Annotated in this window: 22 protein-coding genes; 14 read left to right on the top strand and 8 right to left on the bottom strand. The window is 41.4% G+C overall.

Annotated features, from left to right (window positions below; genetic code table 11):
• Both AC1FXP_RS11240 and AC1FXP_RS11235 read left to right on the top strand, forming a co-directional pair.
• The coding region (locus tag AC1FXP_RS11240; protein WP_480061363.1) for a hypothetical protein at positions 1-186 on the top strand (186 nt) is incomplete at its 5' end.
• A gap of 313 nt (positions 187-499) precedes the next feature.
• Positions 500-796 carry a DUF5327 family protein gene (locus AC1FXP_RS11235; RefSeq protein ID WP_480061361.1) on the top strand — a complete coding sequence of 99 codons (297 nt, stop codon included), beginning with the start codon at positions 500-502 and terminating at the stop codon, positions 794-796.
• A 205-nt stretch (positions 797-1,001) separates the two neighbouring features.
• Here AC1FXP_RS11235 and AC1FXP_RS11230 read toward each other — a convergent pair whose 3' ends face one another.
• Positions 1,002-1,622, bottom strand: coding sequence for a GNAT family N-acetyltransferase (locus AC1FXP_RS11230; RefSeq protein WP_480061359.1), 621 nt, complete (start codon positions 1,620-1,622; stop codon positions 1,002-1,004).
• Positions 1,623-1,761: 139 nt separating this feature from the next.
• On the opposite strand from AC1FXP_RS11230, the gene AC1FXP_RS11225 reads away from it, so the two are divergent.
• Entirely contained in the window at positions 1,762-2,133 is a 372-nt protein-coding gene (locus AC1FXP_RS11225; protein ID WP_480061357.1) for a DUF423 domain-containing protein, read from the top strand.
• Positions 2,134-2,301: 168 nt separating this feature from the next.
• Here the strand turns inward: AC1FXP_RS11225 and gerQ are convergent, their stop codons facing one another.
• From gerQ to AC1FXP_RS11205, 4 genes are all read right to left on the bottom strand, one after another.
• Entirely contained in the window at positions 2,302-2,841 is a 540-nt protein-coding gene (gene gerQ / locus AC1FXP_RS11220; protein ID WP_480061355.1) for a spore coat protein GerQ, read from the bottom strand.
• Positions 2,842-2,976: 135 nt separating this feature from the next.
• A complete protein-coding gene (locus AC1FXP_RS11215; RefSeq protein ID WP_480061353.1) occupies positions 2,977-3,408 on the bottom strand; it encodes a cell wall hydrolase in 432 nt (143 codons plus the stop codon).
• Positions 3,409-3,646: 238 nt separating this feature from the next.
• Positions 3,647-4,396 (bottom strand): hydrogen peroxide-dependent heme synthase, encoded by a 750-nt coding sequence (hemQ, locus tag AC1FXP_RS11210; RefSeq protein ID WP_480061351.1) that lies wholly within the window; start codon positions 4,394-4,396, stop codon positions 3,647-3,649.
• A gap of 167 nt (positions 4,397-4,563) precedes the next feature.
• Complete coding sequence (locus AC1FXP_RS11205; RefSeq protein WP_480061349.1) at positions 4,564-5,304, bottom strand: enoyl-CoA hydratase/isomerase family protein; 741 nt, start codon at positions 5,302-5,304, stop codon at positions 4,564-4,566.
• A 260-nt stretch (positions 5,305-5,564) separates the two neighbouring features.
• Between AC1FXP_RS11205 and pta the strand changes: the two genes are divergently transcribed.
• On the top strand, positions 5,565-6,557 hold the full coding sequence (pta, locus tag AC1FXP_RS11200) for a phosphate acetyltransferase (RefSeq protein WP_480061347.1): 993 nt from the start codon (positions 5,565-5,567) through the stop codon (positions 6,555-6,557).
• 148 nt (positions 6,558-6,705) lie between these two features.
• Here the strand turns inward: pta and lipL are convergent, their stop codons facing one another.
• Positions 6,706-7,539: an octanoyl-[GcvH]:protein N-octanoyltransferase gene (gene lipL, locus AC1FXP_RS11195; protein WP_480061345.1), complete on the bottom strand. Its 834-nt coding sequence runs from the start codon at positions 7,537-7,539 to the stop codon at positions 6,706-6,708.
• A 239-nt stretch (positions 7,540-7,778) separates the two neighbouring features.
• Here lipL and AC1FXP_RS11190 point away from each other — a divergent pair, with 239 nt between their 5' ends.
• The 4 genes from AC1FXP_RS11190 to AC1FXP_RS11175 all read left to right on the top strand — a co-directional run bounded on the left by AC1FXP_RS11190 (position 7,779) and on the right by AC1FXP_RS11175 (position 10,696).
• Positions 7,779-8,003, top strand: a complete 225-nt coding sequence (locus tag AC1FXP_RS11190) for a YuzB family protein (RefSeq protein ID WP_480061343.1) — start codon at positions 7,779-7,781, stop codon at positions 8,001-8,003.
• 130 nt (positions 8,004-8,133) lie between these two features.
• Positions 8,134-9,432 carry an HD domain-containing protein gene (locus AC1FXP_RS11185; RefSeq protein ID WP_480061341.1) on the top strand — a complete coding sequence of 433 codons (1,299 nt, stop codon included), beginning with the start codon at positions 8,134-8,136 and terminating at the stop codon, positions 9,430-9,432.
• 14 nt (positions 9,433-9,446) lie between these two features.
• Positions 9,447-9,950: a YwgA family protein gene (locus AC1FXP_RS11180; protein WP_480061339.1), complete on the top strand. Its 504-nt coding sequence runs from the start codon at positions 9,447-9,449 to the stop codon at positions 9,948-9,950.
• A gap of 218 nt (positions 9,951-10,168) precedes the next feature.
• Complete coding sequence (locus tag AC1FXP_RS11175; RefSeq protein ID WP_480061337.1) at positions 10,169-10,696, top strand: YwhD family protein; 528 nt, start codon at positions 10,169-10,171, stop codon at positions 10,694-10,696.
• A 386-nt stretch (positions 10,697-11,082) separates the two neighbouring features.
• Here AC1FXP_RS11175 and AC1FXP_RS11170 read toward each other — a convergent pair whose 3' ends face one another.
• Entirely contained in the window at positions 11,083-13,149 is a 2,067-nt protein-coding gene (locus AC1FXP_RS11170) for a transglycosylase domain-containing protein (protein WP_480061335.1), read from the bottom strand.
• A gap of 240 nt (positions 13,150-13,389) precedes the next feature.
• Here AC1FXP_RS11170 and speE point away from each other — a divergent pair, with 240 nt between their 5' ends.
• The 6 genes from speE (at position 13,390) to AC1FXP_RS11140 (ending at position 18,328) form a co-directional block, all read left to right on the top strand.
• Positions 13,390-14,217, top strand: a complete 828-nt coding sequence (gene speE, locus AC1FXP_RS11165) for a spermidine synthase (protein WP_480061333.1) — start codon at positions 13,390-13,392, stop codon at positions 14,215-14,217.
• A gap of 301 nt (positions 14,218-14,518) precedes the next feature.
• Positions 14,519-14,962 carry a YwiB family protein gene (locus tag AC1FXP_RS11160; protein WP_480061331.1) on the top strand — a complete coding sequence of 148 codons (444 nt, stop codon included), beginning with the start codon at positions 14,519-14,521 and terminating at the stop codon, positions 14,960-14,962.
• Positions 14,959-16,629, top strand: coding sequence for an arginine--tRNA ligase (argS, locus tag AC1FXP_RS11155; protein ID WP_480061329.1), 1,671 nt, complete (start codon positions 14,959-14,961; stop codon positions 16,627-16,629). Before AC1FXP_RS11160 ends, argS begins: the two co-directional genes overlap by 4 nt.
• A 182-nt stretch (positions 16,630-16,811) precedes the next feature.
• Positions 16,812-17,288, top strand: coding sequence for a DUF456 domain-containing protein (locus AC1FXP_RS11150; RefSeq protein WP_480061327.1), 477 nt, complete (start codon positions 16,812-16,814; stop codon positions 17,286-17,288).
• Positions 17,289-17,353: 65 nt separating this feature from the next.
• Positions 17,354-17,524: a XapX domain-containing protein gene (locus tag AC1FXP_RS11145; RefSeq protein WP_480061325.1), complete on the top strand. Its 171-nt coding sequence runs from the start codon at positions 17,354-17,356 to the stop codon at positions 17,522-17,524.
• A gap of 21 nt (positions 17,525-17,545) precedes the next feature.
• Positions 17,546-18,328, top strand: coding sequence for an alpha/beta fold hydrolase (locus AC1FXP_RS11140; protein ID WP_480061323.1), 783 nt, complete (start codon positions 17,546-17,548; stop codon positions 18,326-18,328).
• Positions 18,329-18,398: 70 nt separating this feature from the next.
• On the opposite strand, the gene cls is transcribed toward AC1FXP_RS11140, so the two are convergent.
• Positions 18,399-19,595 carry a cardiolipin synthase gene (cls, locus tag AC1FXP_RS11135; protein ID WP_480061321.1) on the bottom strand — a complete coding sequence of 399 codons (1,197 nt, stop codon included), beginning with the start codon at positions 19,593-19,595 and terminating at the stop codon, positions 18,399-18,401.
• Positions 19,596-19,745: the final 150 nt, after the last annotated feature.

Raw genomic sequence — 19,745 nt, 5'->3', positions numbered from 1 at the left:
CTTTTTTCTTTATGTCGAAGCGCTGAGCGGAGCCGCCGTAATGTTTTAAGCCTTACGAGCGGGTTTCTCGTAAGGCGCACGGCGAGAGAAGCCAGCGCACACGATGTTCGCACTATTAAGGAAAAGGGCGACCTTCCCTTTTTTCTTTATGTCGAAGCGCTGAGCGGAGCCGCCGTAATGTTTTAAGCCTTACGAGCGGGTTTCTCGTAAGGCGCACGGCGAGAGAAGCCAGCGCACACGATGTTCGCACTATTAAGCAAAAAGGTCGATCTTTCCTTTTTTTAGGTTGTTTTCGTAAAGATTGTTGCTATATAAATAGTATTCCTAGTAGTGAAATGGAGAGGAAGTCACTCGACACCTCCCCGCGGAAAGCGAGTGGCTGGAGCGTAATGGAACGAACATGTGAAGGACACGTATCCCCTAAAAACAACAAAGTAAGCGAAAACAGCCTTTCTTTATGCCTTACATATCATCAAATCTAAAAAGCGAGGAGAAATAAATGAACATTCCTGCAAACCAAATTTGCGACCATATAGAATCTCAAGTAACAATGCTTAGAAAAGCAATCTCAGATGGTGATCAGGCGACTGTTCGTGAGGCATCAGCAGTAATCGAAGCTTATTGTCATCTATTAAAGGGCTCAACGCCTGCTAGAAAACAGGTGCCAATGCCGACACCACCTCAGCAACCTCAGCAAGACTATGTCGTACCATCCCAACCGAGCAGCTTCGCAAAGCCGCTTGTTCAAAATGGCGGTGAGATTGAAGAGAAGGATCGAAATATCCTCGACTTTTAAAGAAGGGACTGAAAAAGGGTGGTTTTCGAGACCACTGAAAAAGGTATGGTTTTGACCTTTTTCAATGGTCTTTAAGCAATGAGCGGAACCGTTGCTTTGTCTTAAAGCCTGTTATGAATGGGTTTCTCATAGCAGGCGCGCAACGTGTGGAGCCATTGCTGCTTCCTCGAATCTGCTAAAAAGGACTTTTTCAATGGCTTCATTGTTAAAGCTGGTCATTTCTCCATTCGACTAGCACCGCATAATCAAGTGACTCTTCATCTTCTAGATAATTCGGCATCACCTGGAGGGGACGAAGGCCTTGCTTTAACATAAAGGTAAGGACAAGATCTTTTATTTCTCCTTTTTCGACAGCTTTTACATAGCTGTCTACATCAAGGTGTTTTGCATATTCGTGATAGTTTGGAATGCGGCAGCCGGCCATGAACCGTTTTAGACCAAGCTTTCTAACGGTTTCTTTTCGGGCTTCATATAGAGCGCCGGCAATGCCTTTTCCTCGATAGCTTGGTCTTACACATAAATCAATTCCGTACAAGCTATCACCTGCAGGGTTATGGCTTTTTCGTATGTAGCCATCATCTGCCACTTCTTCCCATGTGTGCGGCTTCCCGTCATAGGCAATGAGGAGAGAGGTAGCAGAGCCAACGACAACGTTGTCTAGTTCAGCAAGCAAAGCCCCTTCAGGGAACGTTGTAACATGAGCTTCAATTTGATCGCGTGACCACCATAAGTCCTCTGGAAATGGGGGAGGGAATGCTTCTTTTTGAACATCTAATAATCCTTCAAAATCATCTAGGGTATATGAACGAACGATGATAGAGCTCATATGAAAAACCTCCTTTCTTTCTATTGTAGTAAAAGGAACGTGAAATTTCACGTAAAGCGCCTGTAATTGTCTTGCTCTATTTTCAGTAAAAGTTGTGGTAAGATTTGGTTGAGTGGTTTAAGGAAAGGAGTTGAATACAGTGGCAAAATTATTTTTATTAATTGGTAGTATTGTTATGGGGCTTTCTGTCATCATCGGTGCGTTTGGCGCACATGGATTAGAACCTAGATTAACAGAGCGTATGATGAAGAATTATCAAACGGGTGTCCAGTATCACATGATTCATGGTTTAGCGATTGTTGCAGTAGGGATTATTGCATTGAAATATCCGTTACCGGGTTTAAATGGCGCAGGCTGGAGTTTTCTAATTGGTATTGTGCTTTTCTCAGGGAGTCTCTATGCGATGGCATTAACGGGAGTGACGAAACTTGGCGCGATCACTCCAATTGGCGGACTTGCTTTTATTGTTGGCTGGGTATTGTTAGGTTTAACTGTTTTAAGAGGGTTATAAAGAGGAAAGGGGTATCTCAAAAGGTCTGTTTTGACCTATTAGGATACCCCAAAAAGCATTGAACGATGTCGCTGCATCTTTTTAAAAGCCTTGAGTTACTTCTCTCAGAACGAGTAGCGCACGGAGTCAGTAACATCTCCCTGTTTCAACTTTTGAGACAGCTTATTTTTAGTAATCAGATCCATCCGGACGTGGCGGAAATGCTACAAGCGGTGGTGTGTCGTTGAAAGGATAGTCATATTCAAGCTCTTCATCGAATACAGCATAATCGAAATTAACCATAAGAAGTAAGTACCATTGGCCTGTTTCTGGATCACTTAAAATAATGTGGTCACGTCCTGCCTCTTCAACGCGGCCACGGTAAACTCTGGCGTTCCACTCTACATTTTGTTCATAAGTAAAATAAAATGTTCCAATTTTCCCACGATTTAAGCGAAGAATATTTTCAATAAAAGACATTTCAAGCGGCAGCATGCCTGGCTCAGCTGGTGGAGTTGGAAATTGCGCTGGCGGCATAGGAGGTACTTGCAGCTGTTGCTGTGGAAACGCTTGTTGCTGCATAAATGGAAATTGCCCATGCCCAGGTTGTTGGGTTGGTTGTTGCTGCTGTGGAAATGGCTGGTGGTGTTGATGGTGCTGATGGCCAAATCCATCAAAACCGGCTTGCGCTTGGGTTTGTTGCTGTGGATACCATGGTTGTTGGTACACTTAGATCGCCCCTTTTTTAAGTATAATCATGGTCAATGGAAATTTTTCCTGTGCAGTTACAAAAAGTTAGATACTGCGGACAAGCAATAATAAACATTGCCTTAGTAAACGCTGGTTTTAGAACTTCTTGATGAATTAATACGTTCCGAAAACTTCAGGACAGTCCGAATGCAATGGTTGGTAGAAGCAATGTAACTTGTAACGACCTGTGTTCCATTGCCCCCACCACTGTGCTGGACATCCTCCCTCTGGACGGAAAAACCATAAAGAAAATTCTGCAGGGTGGAATCGTTCGCCGTTCACTACTCGCCTAGCTAAACGCCGATCTCTTTCCCGGGCATGTTGATAAAAATAACTTTTCTGAACAGCTTCAAATCCACCTGGAGATTGAAATGCCATCTCTGGAATCGTATTGACGCCACCAAAATCTAGACAACGAACTCTAGTACGATTCACCATTGTGTTTCCTGCCATTAACATTCCGAGCTCTCCTTCACCTTCTGCTTCCGCTCGCATTAATCTCGCGAGCATATCAATATCATTAGAGTTAGCTTTAATAACAGCCATCCGTTCACCTCCTATCAAAGTTGACATTCTTAGATGTTAGTCAGAGATAATAAACGAAAACTGCATCCAAAAATAATAAAGGATGATTTGCCGTAGGCGGTGCAGTTACTTCACTATATGACTTAAAAAAGGGGCGTATGCATAAGTTTTTTTAGTGAGTATGTCCGCCAAGACTTGCTTTCTTGTCCTATTTTAGTATAAAAAAACCACATCTTCATCAGATGTGGTCATTTACTATTTATACGTGAAAGAATCTAGATAGGTGACTAGGAGCAAGAATATTTCCAACATAGAAAGAGCCAAACTCACCGTAACGAGCAGATACTTCGTCAAAGCGCATTTCATATACAAGTTTTTTAAATTGAAGAACATCATCGGCAAACAATGTGACGCCCCATTCCCAATCGTCAAAGCCAACCGATCCAGTAATCACTTGTTTTACTTTTCCAGCATAGCTGCGTCCAATCATACCGTGACTACGCATAAGCGAGCGGCGGTCTTCCATAGGAAGCATATACCAGTTATCCTCGCCATCACGACGCTTGTCCATTGGATAGAAACATACATGGTTTGCCTTTGGCAATTGTGGGTAAAGGCGTGAACGAACGTGTGGATTTTGATAAGGGTCCTCATCGCTTTCGCCTGCCATATAGTTGCTTAACTCTACAACAGATACATAAGAGTAGGTAGGGATTGTATATTCAGCTAAGCGGCTTTTGTTAAATGCTGCTTCAATTTCATTTAATTCTTCCATTGTCGGACGAAGAATCATAAGCATAATGTCTGCTTTTTGACCAACAATTGAGTATATCGCGTGACTTCCTTGCTCGTTTGCTTCCGTTTGCTCCCATTTATCAATCATCGAATGGAATTCAGCTAAAATTTGCTCGCGTTCTTCCGTTGAGATTGTTTTCCATGCCGGCCAATTAATCGTGCGGAAATCATGCAGGCAATACCAACCATCTAATGTAATTGCAGCTTCACTCATCAAAAACATCTCCTTTGTATTCATAAATCGTTTCAAATATGTAATCAACGATACTATATCATATTTAAAACAGGGAAGCCATGAACACAGCTAGTTGAGGGGAGAAGAAGTGTCTAACATGTTACAACCAGAAGCAACCGGGATTCATCGCAGTCACATTTACAGGGTTACCTTTTTAAAAAACGAGTGATGGCTGCTTGATGTTCCTTGGTTTTCCCTGCTTGACGTTGGGCGTTTACTTCCATTTGCAATACATCTTCTAAATGATGATCAAAGCTACTTAGGAAATTTTGCTTCATTAATCCAAATGCCGTCGGAGGAACATTTCTTAATGTGGAAATGAGCTGATCCAATTGCCCAATTTGGGTAACTAGATTCATTTTTAACGCTTCCTCTGCTGAAATCATCTGTCCTAACGCTAATTCCATTGATTTGCTTAACCCGATGAGGCGAGGTAAGAAATAAGAAGCACCCGCATCAGGAACGAGTCCAATTTTTAAGAACCCTAGTCCAAATTTTGCATTAGAATTTGCCACTCGGTAATCACAAGCAAGAGCAATGCTTAATCCAGCACCAACAGCAATACCATTAATATTAGCAATCACCGGCTTTGGGATAGAGACGATCCGGCGAATGAGACGGTTATACGTTTCATCTAAATAGGTGCCGTAATCAAAGGATTTCAAGTTCTCTAATGGTATGCTTTTTATGTCAGCCCCAGCAGAAAAAGCGTTCCCCGTCCCTTGTACGACAATCACTTTTACATGTTCATCATCGTTGGCTTTTATAAACGAAGTATATAACTCATCGAGTGTGGCTTTGCTAAGTGCGTTCTTAACCTCTGGACGGTTCAGTGTAATTATTGCGACTTTATTTTCAACTTCATATAAAACAATAGATGTCTCCATGAAAACCCCCTTAAAATGAATAGTCATTCACTTTCTGGTAATATCTATTCGACACATAAGCATAGAATCCTTTGGTCATCCTAAAAGTAATGTTAGAAATGACGAAAAATGCTAATGCAGTAAGTGTGTAAGCGAAAACAAATTGTTTTTTGAAAAAATTAACACTTTAGTAAACTTGACAAATATGGTTCCTTTTTGCATACAAGAGGAGTATTCTTATCATATAATGAAGAGAGCGTAGTTTTAAGGAGGAATCAATAGTGAGTAATCTTTTTTCAGAAATAAAAGCACAGGTGGAAAGACACAACCCGATAATTGTGTTACCAGAGGGTACGGACGAACGAATTTTAGAGGCTGCAGCAAATTTGGCAAAGGATAAAGTAGTTACACCAATTGTAGTTGGTAATGTGTCAGAAGTACGTGAAAAGGCAGTTGAGAACCGGATTGCACTTGGAGACGATGTGACGATTTTAGATCCTCATAATTATGATGGAATGGATGAAATGGTAGAGGCATTTGTTGAGCGTCGTAAGGGCAAAGAAACTGAAGAGTCAGCACGTAAGTTACTACTTGATGTAAACTATTTCGGAACAATGCTTGTGTACCTTGGCAAAGCTGACGGTTTAGTAAGTGGAGCTGCACACTCAACAGGGGATACGGTACGTCCAGCACTGCAAATTATTAAGACACAACCAGGTATTAAGCGTACATCTGGAGTATTCGTCATGGTAAAAGAAGAGCAAAAGTTTGTCTTCGGTGACTGTGCCATCAACATTGCTCCAAGCAGTGAAGAATTAGCTGAAATTGCTATTGCGACAGCTGAAACGGCAAAAGTGTTCGGGTTAGATCCAAAAGTAGCGATGCTAAGCTTCTCAACAAAAGGCTCAGCGTCTTCGATTGAAACAAAGAAAGTGTCTGAAGCAACAAAACTTGCGCAAAAAACGAGACCAGACTTAGTCATTGATGGTGAGTTTCAATTTGATGCAGCATTTGTTCCTGCAGTAGCACAAAAGAAAGCACCAGATTCACCACTTCAAGGTCAAGCAAATGTTTTCATTTTCCCAAGCCTTGAGTCAGGTAACCTAGGGTACAAAATTGCGCAACGTCTTGGTGGCTACGATGCAATCGGCCCAATCCTTCAAGGGTTAAACAAACCAGTGAATGACCTGTCACGCGGATGTAACGCATCTGATGTATACAAACTTTCACTAATTACTGCGATGCAGGCAATTAATCAAAAGGTAATGAGCTAAGAAGTTAATATAAGTAGATGATGAAAAGGCTGGCTATGCTGGCCTTTTTTTGCGAAAAATGTAGGTTTTTAGCGAAAAATGTAGTGTTTACATACACAAAACGGGATGTCTCAAAAGGTCAAAAACCTTTTGAGACATCCCGTTTTCTTTAACGGTTCAACGCTTTCTCATTACGAGCCAGTACTCGATCATAATTCTCCAAAAATAGACTTTGTTCTTCTGCTGAGAAGGGCTGAACCGAAAACTTGACTCCTTCACTTTGCATCGTACTTAGCAGGATTGTCATGATGTCTGAAATCGTAAATTGCTGATCAAGAAGCTCGTTTAAGGAAGCCATTGTTTCAGGTTTAATGATAGGATAAGCAAACTTGGTTTCCTGGCCATTTACGGATTTCTGATAAAACTGTTTGATTAACTGTGCACGTGCGCTTCCGCTTCCTGATACACATAAGTAAATTTGAACAGCAATTCCTCCACGGATGCGGCGTTGTGAGATTCCTGCGAATTTTTTTCCGCCAATGCTTAAGTCAAAGCTCCCTGGACAGTATGAGCCAACGATCTCATAAGCATCAATTTGCACATCATAAGAGGCAAACATTTTTTTAATAAGGTCGTACATCAACTCATAGCCAGCATCTATAGAGAAGCCCTTTTCTTCTTTTAGAATAAGCGAGAGGTTTAAGACGCCATCATCTAAGACAACAGCTAGACCTCCAGAATTACGAACAATGACGCGGTAGCCTTTTGATTCTAAATAAGTACGACCAGAGTCAATTTCTGGCAAGCGGCTATCTTGGATACCGAGGACGACCGTTTGATGGTGAACCCACGATCGAACAGCAGGAAGTCCTTGGTGCTGACCGACGAACGTACAAAGCGTATCATCATAGGCAAAGGATTGGAGCGCGTCAAAATTAGGACCGAATGTGCTATGGTCCAAGAAACGCCAAGTATTTGAAATGGTTGGGATAGATATAGTCATGGGCGAATCTCCTATAATTTCGTTAAATATCCTCTATTATAGCACGGGTTTTCTAGTATGGATAAAAGAAGGAGAGCAAATTCTTCATAAGCTATCATATGACATGGTACCCCTCACACATTTTGCTAAAGGTAATAATCAATTGCTTCTACAGAACTTTATGTTATACTAGTTCATGGTTTAAAAAGAGATCATTTCGTTGAACATATAGATACTAGCAATAGAAGGGGTCAGGTAAAATGGCAAATGAATTTCGTATTTGTGATGAATGCCAAGCGACCAATATTAAAACACTTATCCCACGTTTGAAAAAAGTTGATGCAGAAGCAACAATCGATATAAAATGTCAATCATATTGTGGGCCAGGGAGAAAAAAGTCGTTTGCATTTGTGAACAATCGTCCAGTCGCAGCACCAGATGAAGATCAACTCATTGAAAAAGTCATAAAAAAGGTGAAAAAATAAATCCCAGTTGAACAGATAACTGGGATTTTTTTATGTGTTTGTCGAGGGCGAGGGGTCTGACCCCTCCTGACATGAACTCGTTCTTCCTATATAATGGAGGTACTATTACCGAAAAACGAGAGGAACGGATATGACAAAACCTTATTACGGTCAATTGGAAGAAGAGAAAGTATTTAAAGACCCAGTACATAGGTACATCCATGTGCGGGATGAGTTGATTTGGGCTTTAATTGGCACGAAGGAATTTCAGCGTTTGCGTCGGGTTAGACAGCTAGGTACAACATATATGACGTTTCATGGAGCTGAGCATACGCGCTTTAACCATTCGTTAGGGGTGTATGAGATTACAAAGCGGATCCTTGATGTGTTTCATGGCCGACCACATTGGAATGAAAACGAGCGCCTCCTCACGCTTTCAGCAGCGCTTTTGCATGATGTCGGACATGGGCCTTTTTCCCATTCCTTTGAAAAGGTATTTGCTACCGATCATGAGGAGTGGACAAGACAAATTATTTTAGGAGACACCGAAGTGAATGAAGTGCTCTCTAATGTAAGTCCTGAGTTCCCACAGGCAGTTGCGGATGTCATTGAAAAGACGTATTCAAATAAACTTGTCACAAGCATTATTTCAAGTCAAATTGATGCTGATCGAATGGATTACCTGCAGCGCGATGCTTATTACACTGGGGTGAGCTATGGCCATTTTGATATGGAGCGAATTTTGCGTGTTATGCGTCCGATGGAAGATCAAGTTGCGATCAAGCAAAGCGGGATGCATGCGGTTGAAGATTACATTATGAGTCGTTATCAAATGTATTGGCAAGTGTATTTCCACCCGGTCACACGAAGCGGCGAGGTTATCTTAAGCAAAATTTTTTGGCGTGCAAAGGAACTTTATGAACAAGGTTATGAGTTTAAGCATAAGCCGCATCATTTTTACTCCTTTTTTGATGGAAAAGGGAGCTTGGACGATTATTTACGGTTAGATGAGGCGATAACTCTCTATTATTTTCAAATTTGGCAAGAAGAAGAGGATCGCATTTTGCGTGATCTTTGTGTAAGATTCTGTAATAGAAAATTATTTAAGTATGTCGAATTTAATCCAAATCTGCGCATGAATGATTGGCCTGTGCTGCAAGATCTGTTCCGCCAAGCGGATTTGAATCCTGACTACTATTTAGTTGTCGATTCATCTTCTGACCTCCCGTATGACTTTTACCGTCCGGGTGAAGAGGAAGAGCGCCTGCCGATTCATTTAATTATGCCAAACGGGAAATTACGCGAGCTGTCGCGGGAATCAGATGTTGTTGAAGCGATATCTGGAAAGAAACGTACTGATCATAAGCTCTACTTTCCGCTTGATTACTTAGAGGATGAGCGTGAACATAAAGAAGTGAAGAAGAAGATTCGAGAATTATTGAATGTATAAAGGGGGAACAGGCTTTGCTGAAGGATCATGCAAATGTGATGGCACTTTTTTTGCAAGCTGGTGAGGTTGTTGGACGGAAGAAGCTGCAAAAGATGATTTATATCGCAAAAAAAATGGACGTGCCATTTTCAGAGCGTTTTAAATTTCATATGTTTGGACCTTATTCAGAAGAACTAAGCTTGCGGATGGAAGAGTTATGTAACTTAGGTTTCCTCTTAGAGAACAAAGAGGATAAGGGCAACTACTACCAATATCGCTACGCTCTTTCAGAGGAAGGGCAGAAGTTTTTGGAATTATATCAATTTGATTTGCCGCAGACAGAGGAGCTTATTGGAAAACTAAACGGCCAAAGCTCACGTTTCTTAGAGCTCGTTTCAACGCTCTTGTATTTTGAAGAACTCACTCGGGATGAAGTGAAAGAGAAAGTTTTTACGCTAAAGAAGAAGTCCAATTATACTGAGGAAGACATCGTACAAGCTTATGAGTTTATTGAATTTCTGCGAACGCTAAAGTCTTAATATAGATTAACTCACTCTTTTGGGGTGAGTTTTTTGTTAGATTTAATTCGAAAAGTTGATAAATGGCAGATATAATGAACAGAGTAGTAAAAATGTATTCGCCCAATTTTATCTAACAAATCGCCACGTATGCACAAATGAATATTACTTTACACTAGCATATAGTGGGTAGTTTTGTGTAGAATTTGATCAAAGGCATTGAAAGGAAGGTGTACGAAGTGGACTTGTTAAATAATGATAACCTGAAAAAGAAGAAAAGCACCGCGTTTAACATTTTAAGCAATGACTCAACTGACGGGCACGGCGGCTATGGAGCTGGTACAATGAACTTAGATAACGTGTCACCTATATTCGTTGATCCAACAGAAGGAGAAGCGTTTGTCGATATGGGGGCTTTACATGCTCGTTCGGCTGTTGAAAAGCGTATTAAATTTCTTCCTGATAAGGAGAAAGTGCCAAATGGCAAGCTGTACTGGCTTGTATGGGTAACGATTAATCATAAAGAAGGAAAGCCGTATTACGCGGGTGTAGCTGGCTGCGAAATGACAGTAGATACTGAAATTAGACGTGGCTATAAGAGTTTGCCTGAGCACGTAAATAAGATGGATAAATCATTAAAAGGAAAGATTCTTGTTGATGACATGGACGAGAAATCGAAGAAAATTCTTGCTGAGTTTTTAAAAAATCACAACGAACAAATGTGGGTAAACTCAGGAAAAGAGCTGCATGAAGCATTAGAGGTTTAAAGAAAGATAATTATTCATTTGTAAACCCCTAAATTCGAATAACTATGAAAGATTTTTGAACACTGAATGCGACTCTTGAGCTTTTCCATTATTACGAGTAAACTGAAGGAAGTATAAACAGCACATTTATACTAGGATACGAAAAGGCGCAAGGGACTGGACACCCGTTGCGCCTTTTTACATTTTCGGCGTAATTCTTATTATGAAATAAAATAAAGGGGGTATCCCAAAGGTGAACGATTTTAACCTTTGTGGGATACCCCCGAAGCAATGGGCGGAGTCGCTATGTTTTTTAAAAGCCTTGAGAGGAGTGGATTTCTCCTCAAGGCGAGTAGCGAACGGAGCCATTCCCATCTCCGTTCTTGGCTTTTGAGGAAGCTTGATTTTTAATGGCCGAACCATCTAAAAAATCGATCAATAAAGCGCTCTTTTTCAAGAGACTTCTCATCAATTGCATCCACTTCCTCTCCGTCGGAAGCTGGTTTTGGACATTCCTTAGTCGGCTCGGTGCCTTCGACAAAGTATGTGACACGATGTGTAGGACAGTCCTCAGTTGCAAGTAGTCCGTTTTGTGGGTTCATTTCAACACCGACCACACCATCAGGAATCGGGAAGTCAACTGCTTCTTGATCGCTTAGGGCATGTTCAGTAAAATTAGCCCAAATCTTTTTCGCGTATTGCCCATCTGTTGCTTGATTCAAATTTGTCTCACTATCGTAGCCGACCCAGACGCTTGTAACGAGCTGTGGTGTATAACCAACCATCCAGCTATCGCGTCTTGTAGAACCCGATTTACCCGCTGCTGGGCGGTTAATTAAATGGGAAACAGAACGCCCCGTTACAGATGTATGTGCATTTAAATACGGATCAAACATCCCTTTCATGAGATCTGTTATAACGAAAGCTAGTTTTGGATCAAGAACTTGTTCAAGATGCGGCTTTGATTCATAGAGAACATCGCCTTCTGCGTCAATGACTTTCTTAATAAAGCGAGGCTCCACTTTCTTTCCTCCATTTGCAAAGGCACTGTAGGCTCTGGCCATTTCCGCAACCCCAACATCGGAAGCACCTAGCGCTAAAGTGGCGCCCTCGCCTAAAGGACTTTCGATTCCAACTCGGTGGGCAAGCTCTCCAGCTTTGTCTGTTCCTAAATACAGGTGGGTTTTCACAGCATATATATTATCTGAAAAAGCCATAGCCTGAAGCAGCGTAATAAAATCCTTAGCATAGTTATCATTAAAATTACTAGGTGACCAAGGCTGTCCGCCTTCAATCTCAAACGTCGTTTCCTCACTCATGAGTGTTGAAGCAGGTGTAAATCCATTTTCAAGAGCTGCATAGTAGAGGAATGGTTTAAACGATGAACCCGGATGTCTTCTCGCATCGATCGCGCGGTTAAACGGGCTCTTAACATAATCTTTTCCACCAACAAGTGCCTTTACATCACCCGTCCGAGGATCCATGGCAACAAGGGCAGTTTGTAGTTCGGAGTCAGGCATTTCACGTTCGACCCAATACTCAGCCTCTTTTTGCATGTCAGGGTCAAGGGTTGTATACACTTTGAGTCCACCGGCTTCGAGTAAAGCTGGGTCGATGCCGACGTCTTGAATTAAAATTTTTTCAACAGCGGCTTGGAAGTAAGGTCCTACTGTTGAGGCACTATTAAGTTCATCATGGACGAAATCTAAAGGCTCAGCATGAGCTTCATCTGCTTCCACTTGAGTTAATACGCCATTGTCGACCATCGATTGCAGTACTACTGCTTGGCGTCGTTTCGCTCGATCAAAGTCGGTTAAAGGCGAATAATAGCTAGGTCCTTTTGGAATACCAGATAACATACTTGCCTCAGCTAGAGTGAGATCATTTGCCGATTTCCCAAAATAATGGTGAGATGCAGCTTCGACCCCGTAAGCCCCGTGCCCATAATAAACGGTATTTAAGTACCCCTCTAGAATTTGATCTTTATCATAGTTCATTTCTAGCCGGAGTGAATAAAGCAACTCGTTCCACTTTCGTACCCATGTTTTATCATGACTTAAATAAAGGTTTCTAGCATATTGCTGCGTGAGTGTGCTCGCTCCTTGAGCCATAGACCTTGAACGAAGGTTTGCAACGACAGCGCCTCCAATCCGGGTAAGGTCAAATCCAAGGTGATTATAAAAGCGTCTATCCTCAATCGAAATCGTTGCGTTAATAATATCATTATCAATAGATGATAAACCGACCCAATGTCGGTTTTCACCTTGATGGTGCTGACCTATAGGTGAATTGTCTGCCCCATAAAAAACAGTTGTTTGAGACACGTTTAAAGGGGGAGGACCTTGCATCTTTGTATACGATAAAAGAGAGACAGCGGCCCCAGCTGCCAAAACTAAACATATTAATAAAAGACGAAAAAATAAACGGACTAAGCGCCTTCTCCGGCGTACTCGTCGGTCAATGACGACTTCCATTACGTCACCCCGTTCTTAGTAAGATTTTTTATAATGGCTAGTAGCGAACGAATGCCTTTGTTATGCTGTTCGCTCATTTATTCATCATTGGTAAAAAGCACCTTTTTTAAACATGGGAAAATGGATAAGTTTTCCTTGCTTTTTTTGTCCATTGCTTTATACTTTCATTTGGTATGAGTAGAACGTACATAATTGGAAGAACCTATAAATGATAAGTAAGGAATTTATGAGGTGACACAAATGGAATTATGGTATACAGAGAAACAAACAGAGCACTTTGGGATTACGGCTAAAATTAAGCAAACTCATCATACAGAACAAACTGATTTTCAAAAGCTTGATATGATTGAAACCGAAGAATTCGGCAATATGCTCGTTCTTGATGGGATGGTTATGACGACTGAGAAGGATGAGTTTGTTTATCATGAAATGGTTGCACACGTTCCATTGTTCACGCACCCGAATCCGAAAGATGTGTTAGTAGTCGGAGGAGGAGATGGTGGAGTCATCCGTGAAATCCTTAAGCACCCATCAGTTGAGAAGGCGACGCTTGTAGAAATTGACGGCAAGGTTATTGAGTACTCGAAAAAATACTTACCAACGATTGCAGGACCACTTGATGATCCTCGTGTCGATGTTCAAGTGGATGATGGCTTCATGCACATTGCAAAGTCAGAGAATGAGTATGATGTCATTATGGTCGATTCTACGGAGCCAGTTGGACCAGCTGTGAAGCTTTTTGAAAAAGGGTTCTATGAAGGAATCTCAAAAGCCTTGAAAGAAGAAGGTATATTTGTTGCACAAACGGACAATCCTTGGTTCCATAGTGAACTCATTACAAAGGTATTTAGAGATGTAAAAGAAATCTTCCCGATTACCCGTTTGTATACGGCCAATATTCCAACATACCCAAGCGGTTTGTGGACATTTACAATTGCATCGAAAAAGTACGATCCACTCGAAGTAGAGGACAGCCGCTTCCATAACATTGAAACGAAATACTACACGAAGGATCTGCACAAAGCTGCCTTCGCTCTACCGAAGTTTGTCGGTGATTTAGTCAAATAAAAGCAAACGAACACCATGAAAGAGCAACCAAAATGGGTTGCTCTTTTTTGTATAGAAAGTGAGCATTTGGGGTCAGACCCCTCGGTATACCATTACAAGGACACTGAAAAAGGTGTGGTTTTTACCTTTTTCAATGCCCTCTACCATTACGCTGTGAAGAGGTAAAGCGGGGTCAGACCCCTCTTTACTACGGTACAAAAACAAGCGGGGTCAGACCCCGATTTCGAGACATTGACTTCCGTCTTGCATGTCGGTAGTAAACTCGCTAAACTTGAATGATAGAGAGGTGTGCGAGCTAAGGATGAATAAACAAACAAACCGTTCATTAAAAATGCGATTTCAAACGAAAATTAACCATGGTGATCATACGGATTCCTATGAGTTTACAACTCGGGGAGAGCTGTTTCATAAAGGCAGTCAGGATTACTTGCGCTTTCAAGAAACGTTGTCAGAAACAGAATCTGTGCAAACAACGATGAAATGGGATGGCAGAGAGCTTATGCTCATTAGGCAAGGCTCAATCCTGATGCGACAAGGCTTTATCGTAGGAGAAGAAACGCTCGGACGTTATGTCACCCCAGATGCCTCATGGGAAACAACAGCGACAACAGATAAGCTGCTCGTTCAATGGCCGTCTGGTAAGAGCCGTGGTCGCATTCAACTTACATATAAATTTGCCCTGCAAGGTCAAGAGACGGGAACTCACCAAGTACGGTTGACATTAGAGGAGGATACAACGAAATGAATAGTGTAGAACAAATTAAACAAAAATTGAAAGAGGAAATCATTGCGGCAGTACAGGAGGCTGGACTAGCAAGCGCAGAAGAAATTCCTGAGGTTGTCCTAGAAACACCAAAGGAAAAAACACACGGTGATTATGCAACGAATATGGCAATGCAGCTAGCACGAGTGGCAAAGAAAGCACCACGTATGATTGCAGAAGAACTAGTTGCTAAGCTGAACAATGAACGTGCATCTGTTGAAAAAGTTGAAATTGCTGGACCAGGTTTTATTAACTTTTTCATGGATAATAGCTACTTACGCGACGTTGTTCCTACTGTACTAAAAGCTGGTGATGCGTATGGGGAAACAAATGTAGGTGGTGGAAAACGAATTCAAGTCGAATTTGTTTCTGCGAATCCTACAGGAACGCTACATCTTGGACATGCTCGTGGAGCGGCTGTTGGTGATGCGCTATGTAATGTATTAGCAAAAGCCGGCTACGATGTAGAGCGTGAATACTACATTAATGATGCAGGAAACCAGATTCATAATCTGACACTCTCGCTAGAAGCACGTTACTATCAAGCACTAGGTCAAGATAAGCCGATGCCGGAAGATGGCTATCATGGTCAAGACATTATTGAATTTGGACAAGCTTTAGCTGATGAATACGGTGATAAGTACGTGAATGTCTCCGAAGAGGAGCGCCACATATTTTTACGTCAATATGGACTTGAAAAAGAACTAGAAAAAATCAAAGTTGATCTGAAGGAATACCGTGTCGAGTTTGATAACTGGTTCTCTGAAACATCATTATATGAAACTGAAAAAGTAACCGAAACGTTAGACGTGTTAGCGAAAAAAGGGGAGACGTATGAAGAGGATGGAGCAACTTGGTTCCGTTCTACAACATACGGTGATGATAAAGACCGTGTATTAATTAAAAACGACGGAAGCTACACGTATTTAACACCAGATATTGCTTATCATCAAGATAAAATGAACCGTGGCTTTGAAAAGTTGATCAACATTTGGGGAGCCGACCACCACGGGTATATTCCTCGTATGAGAGCGGCCATTCAAGCGCTTGGTTATGCACCAGAGCAATTGGATGTGCAAATTATCCAGATGGTGAGCTTATTCCAAGGTGGAGAAAAAGTGAAAATGAGTAAGCGTACCGGGAAAGCTGTTACGCTTCGTGACTTAATGGAAGAGGTTGGAATCGATGCGACGCGTTATTTCTTCGCAATGCGCAGCTCTGATTCACAGTTAGATTTTGATATGGATTTAGCTGTTTCAAAATCAAACGAAAACCCTGTTTACTACGTTCAGTACGCTCATGCGCGCGTGTGCAGCATGCTTCGCCAAGGAAGTGAGCAAGGCTTTACGTTTGATGAAACAACAGATCTATCTGTTCTTTCTTCTGAAAAAGCATATGATTTGTTAAAAGCAATTGGGGACTTCCCAGCCATTGTTTCTGAAGCAGCTGAAAAGCAAATCCCGCACCGCATTACAAACTATGTTCATGACTTGGCGTCAACGCTTCACAGCTTCTACAATGCTGAACGAGTCATTGATCCAGAGCAAAAGGAAGCATCAAATGCCCGTTTAGCCCTAATGAAAGCAACACAAGTAACGATTAAAAATGCCCTTGCATTAGTAGGGGTAGAAGCTCCAGAAAAAATGTAATGTGAAAGCACTTGGACTAGCTCCAAGTGCTTTTCCTTCTGTTTTCTCAAGTTTAAAGATGCATATGCCCGTGAAAAAGCTGATAAAAATCAAAAATAGCCGATATCTTTAGTGAATAGAGATAAACTGAATAATAAAAGTTATCCTGCCTGATTGCGCGGCAGGAATGCCTGGAGGTGAATATGAGCATTATTATTTGGATTTTAATTATTGCTTTATTTGTTCTAAGTTTTGTAGGCCTGATTTTTCCGATTATCCCCTCTGTTCTTGTGTTATGGGGCGGTTTTCTCCTTTATGCGTTTATGCTTGGGTCACTTTCCGTTTGGTTTTGGATTGGTGCGGGGGTGTTAACGGTCATTATTCTTTGTGCAGACTTAATTGCCAGTCAATATTTTGTTAAAAAGTATGGTGGATCAAAATGGGGAGAGAGAATGGCTGCAGTAGGTGTCATTATAGGCTCCTTTATATATCCGCCATTTGGACTCATATTAGTACCGTTTCTCCTCGTTTTTATTACAGAGTTTTCATCAAGCAAAAATGGCCAGCATGCATGTAAGGTCGCAGTCGCTTCGTTGTTAGCTTTTTTAAGCAGTACTTTTGCCAAATTTATGATACAGCTCATTTTAATTGTTTGGTTTATGATAGAGATTATTTGGTAATGCCTCATGCCAAAGAATAATGCGAGGCTTTTCACACATAGTAAAGATAGAAAGAAGGGATATTCATGCAAGAAGTAATCCTTGCTCTTTTAGCGGGTTTAGTTGTTGGTTTTTTCTTTGCCCTAATTAAATTGCCGATTCCGGCACCACCAGCACTAGCAGGTGTCATGGGAATCTTCGGTGTTTATTTAGGGTATAAACTTTTCCACTGGCTTCTTCCATTTATTCAATCGTAAGGAGAAAAGGAGGCAGGTTTTTTGCCATATTTGAAATCAAACGAAGCTCATTTTTATTATGAAGTTCATGGAGAGGGGACACCAATTCTCTTTTTTCACCCACCTGTAATGGGGATTGAAACGTTTGAATATCAGCGTGCCCTTGCTGAAAACTATCAGCTTATTTTCATCGACTTAACCGATAGTGGCAGAAGCTCAAAACGGTCAGAAAAAACGTCAGTTACGGATTTTGCTGAGATTGCCCATGCTTTAGTTGTGAAGTTGGGACTTGATCCTGTTATTGTTTGCGGATATTCAAACGGGGGATCGACTGCCCAGGAGTTTGCGCTTTCATATCCGGAATTAACTAGGGGCGTTATTCTTATTGGTGGTTTCCCGGAAGTGTCGTCATTTTTGCTTGAGAAAGAATTTAATCTTGGTATATGGGCTGCGAAAAATGAACTGCTTAATTTGTTTTCCTTTGTCTTGCCAAAAGCTCACTTTCGTTCAAAGATTGAGCAACGAAAAATGGCATTTTTTATTAAGCAAGGGGACGCCCCAACGCTGCAGCGTATTTATGAAGAAGGAAGAGACTATGTCTCAACGGACCGCTTGAAACAAATAACGGTCCCTGTATTGCTTATTTACGGCAAGTTAGATGCTGTAGCTCCGCTGTACTCGTTAATGTTCTTTAAAGAATTAAAGGATATCGATGTGGTTCTTGTAAGCGGAGTGGCCCACCAAGTGCCAACGAAACGCCCAGATCAATGTAACTCTATTATCGACAGCTGGATCAAACGAAAACAACTCGCACAAACACACTAAAATGAGAGGCCACTGAAAAAGGTACGGTTTTGACCTTTTTCAGGGCCTTTTTTCAATGGTAGGTTTCCTCCTAAAGCAGGCCTGACACGAGTTTTGCGACTTGTTCTTTGCCTCTTTGGGTAAGGGGTCTTTTTTTGTACGCTTCAAGTGTGAGGCGTTCAGAGACCGAAATGTCATGCTCCATTTCCTTTAATACCTTTTGAATAAACTCTGCATCATAAATCAAACAATTGATCTCATGGTTAATGTGAAAGCTCCGCTTGTCAAAATTCGCTGTTCCGATGTCACACACTTGGTTATCAATAACGACCGCTTTTGCGTGGAAGAACCCTCGGTAATATTGATACACATTAATTCCCGATTCGAGCAATGGTTTAAAGTAAGGAAATGCGGCTTCCTTTACAAGAGGGTGATCGCCTTTTTTCGGAACGATGAGCTTTACATCAACTCCTCGTTTGGCCGCAGCCATTAATTCTCTCTGCAATGGCTCGCCGGGAATATAGTAAGGGGTACCGATTACGATCGTTTCTTTCGCTTGGCTGACTAAATCGATGAATGTTTCCTCCAAATAAACCCCATCGGTTGGCAAAATCCTAAGTGGAGTAGGTCCTTCTTTTAATGGAGGATAATGAGAGGACCTCTCCATATGGTTTTGCTTCGCTGTTTGCCAGTCCTGCAAAAATTGTCCCTGCAAATCTTGGACCCCATCGCCATCAATACGTAAATGGAAGTCACGCCATGGACCAAATTTAGGATCTCTCCCTAAATACTCATCGCCAATATTGTAACCCCCAATATAACCAACCTTACCATCCATAATAGCTAGCTTTCGGTGGTTTCTCCGATTAAAAGTAAAAAAGAAATAAGGGAAGGACACAGGGTGAGAATAGGCAAAGCGAACCCCGGCTTTTTTTAACTGTTTTAAATGTTTCCCTTTAATGTCACAGCCGAGTTTATCAACCAAAAGTCTAACATCGACGCCTTCTTTTGCTTTTCCTTCAATAATCTTCAACATCTTGCCGCTAATATGATCATCTCTGATGATATAAAAGAGTAAATGCACATGATCAGTTGCTTGCTCAATATCGGCAAACAATTTTCTATAAAATTCATCACCTGTAGGTAAAAAGGTTACTTCACCGTACCGTGTTTTCTGAACATGTCGAGTGGCTTCTTTTCGTTGCTGGCGTAGTCCCAATACAAAATCGACTCTCAACCATATGAAAACAGCAATTATAATTAAAGTAGTAATAACCCATCCATTCATCGCATAACCTTCTTTCTACAAGAGCGTTTAGCAGTGGCGCCACACTTTGCTTAGAGTTCTGCTTTTAGCATGTGCGGAAATGAGGAAAATCATGAAAAAAAGATCACAAAAAAATGAATGATCATTCATTCAAGTCGTGGTATAATCATT

It is taken from the genome of Halalkalibacter sp. HAAS-P013, assembly GCF_056619925.1.
The sequence above is the reverse complement of the archived record's forward strand: the minus strand, read 5'-3'. Positions and strand labels throughout refer to the sequence as shown.